This window comes from Pseudomonas sp. L-22-4S-12, from assembly GCF_009799935.1.
Classification (GTDB): domain Bacteria; phylum Pseudomonadota; class Gammaproteobacteria; order Pseudomonadales; family Pseudomonadaceae; genus Aquipseudomonas.
On sequence record NZ_WELL01000016.1, the window covers coordinates 1 to 5,373 of the forward strand.

The window sequence follows — 5,373 nt, forward strand, 5'->3', positions numbered from 1 at the left end:
GGATAGGAGCTTGACGATGACCTACTCTCACATGGGGAAGCCCCACACTACCATCGGCGATGCGTCGTTTCACTACTGAGTTCGGGATGGGATCAGGTGGTTCCAACGCTCTATGGTCGTCAAGCAATTCGGTTGCTGTCTCGGTGTTTAGTCGCTACAGCTAATTGGGTATGTGATGTCTGTTGGTAGTGCGTGTTCAGGCAAATTTTCGGTTTGTCGACTTCTGTCGAGCCACACAAACAGCAAATTGTTTGGGTGTTATATGGTCAAGCCTCACGGGCAATTAGTATTGGTTAGCTCAACGCCTCACAGCGCTTACACACCCAACCTATCAACGTCGTAGTCTTCGACGGCCCTTCAGGGAGCTCAAGGCTCCAGTGAGATCTCATCTTGAGGCAAGTTTCCCGCTTAGATGCTTTCAGCGGTTATCTTTTCCGAACATAGCTACCCGGCAATGCCACTGGCGTGACAACCGGAACACCAGAGGTTCGTCCACTCCGGTCCTCTCGTACTAGGAGCAGCCCCTCTCAAATCTCAAACGTCCACGGCAGATAGGGACCGAACTGTCTCACGACGTTCTAAACCCAGCTCGCGTACCACTTTAAATGGCGAACAGCCATACCCTTGGGACCGGCTTCAGCCCCAGGATGTGATGAGCCGACATCGAGGTGCCAAACACCGCCGTCGATATGAACTCTTGGGCGGTATCAGCCTGTTATCCCCGGAGTACCTTTTATCCGTTGAGCGATGGCCCTTCCATACAGAACCACCGGATCACTAAGACCTACTTTCGTACCTGCTCGACGTGTCTGTCTCGCAGTCAAGCGCGCTTTTGCCTTTATACTCTACGACCGATTTCCGACCGGTCTGAGCGCACCTTCGTACTCCTCCGTTACTCTTTAGGAGGAGACCGCCCCAGTCAAACTACCCACCATACACTGTCCTCGATCCGGATAACGGACCAGAGTTAGAACCTCAAAGTTGCCAGGGTGGTATTTCAAGGTTGGCTCCACGCAGACTGGCGTCCACGCTTCAAAGCCTCCCACCTATCCTACACAAGCAAATTCAAAGTCCAGTGCAAAGCTATAGTAAAGGTTCACGGGGTCTTTCCGTCTAGCCGCGGATACACTGCATCTTCACAGCGATTTCAATTTCACTGAGTCTCGGGTGGAGACAGCGCCGCCATCGTTACGCCATTCGTGCAGGTCGGAACTTACCCGACAAGGAATTTCGCTACCTTAGGACCGTTATAGTTACGGCCGCCGTTTACCGGGGCTTCGATCAAGAGCTTCGCTTGCGCTAACCCCATCAATTAACCTTCCGGCACCGGGCAGGCGTCACACCCTATACGTCCACTTTCGTGTTTGCAGAGTGCTGTGTTTTTAATAAACAGTCGCAGCGGCCTGGTATCTTCGACCGGCATGGGCTTACGTAGTAAATACTTCACCCTCACCGGCGCACCTTCTCCCGAAGTTACGGTGCCATTTTGCCTAGTTCCTTCACCCGAGTTCTCTCAAGCGCCTTGGTATTCTCTACCCAACCACCTGTGTCGGTTTGGGGTACGGTTCCTAGTTACCTGAAGCTTAGAGGCTTTTCCTGGAAGCATGGCATCAACCACTTCGCTTTCTAAAAGAAAGCTCGTCATCAGCTCTCGGCATTAAGACCCCGGATTTACCTAAGATCTCTGCCTACCACCTTAAACACGGACAACCAACGCCGTGCTGGCCTAGCCTTCTCCGTCCCCCCATCGCAGTAACTAGAAGTACAGGAATATTAACCTGTTTCCCATCGACTACGCATTTCTGCCTCGCCTTAGGGACCGACTAACCCTGCGTCGATTAACGTTGCGCAGGAAACCTTGGTCTTTCGGCGTGCGAGTTTTTCACTCGCATTGTCGTTACTCATGTCAGCATTCGCACTTCTGATACCTCCAGCAAGCTTCTCAACTCACCTTCACAGGCTTACAGAACGCTCCTCTACCGCATCACTTACGTGATACCCGTAGCTTCGGTGTATGGTTTGAGCCCCGTTACATCTTCCGCGCAGGCCGACTCGACTAGTGAGCTATTACGCTTTCTTTAAAGGGTGGCTGCTTCTAAGCCAACCTCCTAGCTGTCTAAGCCTTCCCACATCGTTTCCCACTTAACCATAACTTTGGGACCTTAGCTGACGGTCTGGGTTGTTTCCCTTTTCACGACGGACGTTAGCACCCGCCGTGTGTCTCCCATGCTCGGCACTTGTAGGTATTCGGAGTTTGCATCGGTTTGGTAAGTCGGGATGACCCCCTAGCCGAAACAGTGCTCTACCCCCTACAGTGATACATGAGGCGCTACCTAAATAGCTTTCGAGGAGAACCAGCTATCTCCGAGCTTGATTAGCCTTTCACTCCGATCCACAGGTCATCCGCTAACTTTTCAACGGTAGTCGGTTCGGTCCTCCAGTCAGTGTTACCTAACCTTCAACCTGCCCATGGATAGATCGCCCGGTTTCGGGTCTATACCCAGCGACTAAACGCCCTATTAAGACTCGCTTTCGCTACGCCTCCCCTATTCGGTTAAGCTTGCCACTGAATATAAGTCGCTGACCCATTATACAAAAGGTACGCAGTCACCCAACAAAGTGGGCTCCCACTGCTTGTACGCATACGGTTTCAGGATCTATTTCACTCCCCTCTCCGGGGTTCTTTTCGCCTTTCCCTCACGGTACTAGTTCACTATCGGTCAGTCAGTAGTATTTAGCCTTGGAGGATGGTCCCCCCATATTCAGACAAAGTTTCTCGTGCTCCGTCCTACTCGATTTCATGACTAAGAGATTTTCGCGTACAGGGCTATCACCCACTATGGCCGCACTTTCCAGAGCGTTCCGCTAATCTCAAAGCCACTTAAGGGCTAATCCCCGTTCGCTCGCCACTACTAAGGGAATCTCGGTTGATTTCTTTTCCTCAGGGTACTTAGATGTTTCAGTTCCCCTGGTTCGCCTCTTGCACCTATGTATTCAGTACAAGATAACCAGCTTGTGCTGGCTGGGTTCCCCCATTCAGAGATCTCCGGATCAAAGTCTGTTTGCCGACTCCCCGAAGCTTTTCGCAGGCTACCACGTCTTTCATCGCCTCTGACTGCCAAGGCATCCACCGTATGCGCTTCTTCACTTGACCATATAACCCCAAGCAATCTGGTTACTGTCTCAAACGTGAAGACGACATTCGCCGAAAATTTGCATAGAGAACACGCAAATTTTACCTTGACGCGACATGCTGCCAGTGAAAGCAACACATCGGTCTACTTCTATCACATACCCAAATTTTTAAAGAACAGTTCTGGCGCAAAGACCAGAATTCAATGCTTCATCAGTAAGCATTCAATTCTGAGCTTTCAGCGATTGTCGAGTTAATGGTGGAGCCAAGGAGGATCGAACTCCTGACCTCCTGCGTGCAAAGCAGGCGCTCTCCCAGCTGAGCTATGGCCCCATCTACGGACTTGGCCACATCCCTTGACAATTGGTGGGTCTGGGCAGATTCGAACTGCCGACCTCACCCTTATCAGGGGTGCGCTCTAACCAACTGAGCTACAGACCCAATCGTCTAACTCTCGGGTAATAACCCAATCGCTTTTCGCAAGTGAATCAAGCAATTCGTGTGGGAACTTATGAAGAAGCTGAAGTCTTCGATTAAGGAGGTGATCCAGCCGCAGGTTCCCCTACGGCTACCTTGTTACGACTTCACCCCAGTCATGAATCACTCCGTGGTAACCGTCCCCCTTGCGGTTAGACTAGCTACTTCTGGAGCAACCCACTCCCATGGTGTGACGGGCGGTGTGTACAAGGCCCGGGAACGTATTCACCGTGACATTCTGATTCACGATTACTAGCGATTCCGACTTCACGCAGTCGAGTTGCAGACTGCGATCCGGACTACGATCGGTTTTATGGGATTAGCTCCACCTCGCGGCTTGGCAACCCTTTGTACCGACCATTGTAGCACGTGTGTAGCCCTGGCCGTAAGGGCCATGATGACTTGACGTCATCCCCACCTTCCTCCGGTTTGTCACCGGCAGTCTCCTTAGAGTGCCCACCATAACGTGCTGGTAACTAAGGACAAGGGTTGCGCTCGTTACGGGACTTAACCCAACATCTCACGACACGAGCTGACGACAGCCATGCAGCACCTGTGTCTGAGTTCCCGAAGGCACCAATCCATCTCTGGAAAGTTCTCAGCATGTCAAGGCCAGGTAAGGTTCTTCGCGTTGCTTCGAATTAAACCACATGCTCCACCGCTTGTGCGGGCCCCCGTCAATTCATTTGAGTTTTAACCTTGCGGCCGTACTCCCCAGGCGGTCGACTTAATGCGTTAGCTGCGCCACTAAGATCTCAAGGATCCCAACGGCTAGTCGACATCGTTTACGGCGTGGACTACCAGGGTATCTAATCCTGTTTGCTCCCCACGCTTTCGCACCTCAGTGTCAGTATCAGTCCAGGTAGTCGCCTTCGCCACTGGTGTTCCTTCCTATATCTACGCATTTCACCGCTACACAGGAAATTCCACTACCCTCTACCGTACTCTAGCTCAGTAGTTTTGGATGCAGTTCCCAGGTTGAGCCCAGGGCTTTCACATCCAACTTGCTGAACCACCTACGCGCGCTTTACGCCCAGTAATTCCGATTAACGCTTGCACCCTTCGTATTACCGCGGCTGCTGGCACGAAGTTAGCCGGTGCTTATTCTGTCGGTAACGTCAAAGCCGTAACGTATTAGGTTACGACCCTTCCTCCCAACTTAAAGTGCTTTACAATCCGAAGACCTTCTTCACACACGCGGCATGGCTGGATCAGGCTTTCGCCCATTGTCCAATATTCCCCACTGCTGCCTCCCGTAGGAGTCTGGACCGTGTCTCAGTTCCAGTGTGACTGATCATCCTCTCAGACCAGTTACGGATCGTCGCCTTGGTGAGCCATTACCTCACCAACTAGCTAATCCGACCTAGGCTCATCTAATGGCGCGAGGTCCGAAGATCCCCCGCTTTCTCCCGTAGGACGTATGCGGTATTAGCGTCCGTTTCCGAACGTTATCCCCCACCACTAGGCAGATTCCTAGGCATTACTCACCCGTCCGCCGCTCTCAAGAGGTGCAAGCACCTCTCTACCGCTCGACTTGCATGTGTTAGGCCTGCCGCCAGCGTTCAATCTGAGCCATGATCAAACTCTTCAGTTCAATACTGCTTGGGTTTTGAGAAAACCCTAAACTTGGCTCAGCAATCGCAAATAAACTCTTTGAATTCACGAAGAGTTACTTGTGTTGCTGATAATCTTGCGACTAACAGTCTTACTCCACAAGCACCCACACGAATTGCTTGATTCAAGTTGTTAAAGAGCGTTTCGAT

Annotated in this window: 2 tRNA genes and 3 rRNA genes; all 5 read right to left on the reverse strand. The window is 51.7% G+C overall.

Going from position 1 to position 5,373, the window contains the following annotated elements:
• Nucleotides 1-8 precede the first annotated feature (8 nt).
• Nucleotides 9-124: ribosomal RNA gene (gene rrf / locus F3I16_RS20910) — 5S ribosomal RNA — on the reverse strand.
• A gap of 138 nt (nt 125-262) precedes the next feature.
• Nucleotides 263-3,154 (reverse strand): 23S ribosomal RNA (locus F3I16_RS20915).
• 236 nt (nt 3,155-3,390) lie between these two features.
• Nucleotides 3,391-3,466, reverse strand: a tRNA-Ala gene (locus F3I16_RS20920).
• A 31-nt stretch (nt 3,467-3,497) separates the two neighbouring features.
• Nucleotides 3,498-3,574: transfer RNA gene (locus F3I16_RS20925), tRNA-Ile, on the reverse strand.
• A 93-nt stretch (nt 3,575-3,667) separates the two neighbouring features.
• Nucleotides 3,668-5,204, reverse strand: a 16S ribosomal RNA gene (locus F3I16_RS20930).
• Together the 16S, 23S and 5S rRNA genes with 2 tRNA genes alongside form the textbook arrangement of a ribosomal RNA operon.
• Nucleotides 5,205-5,373 lie beyond the last annotated feature (169 nt).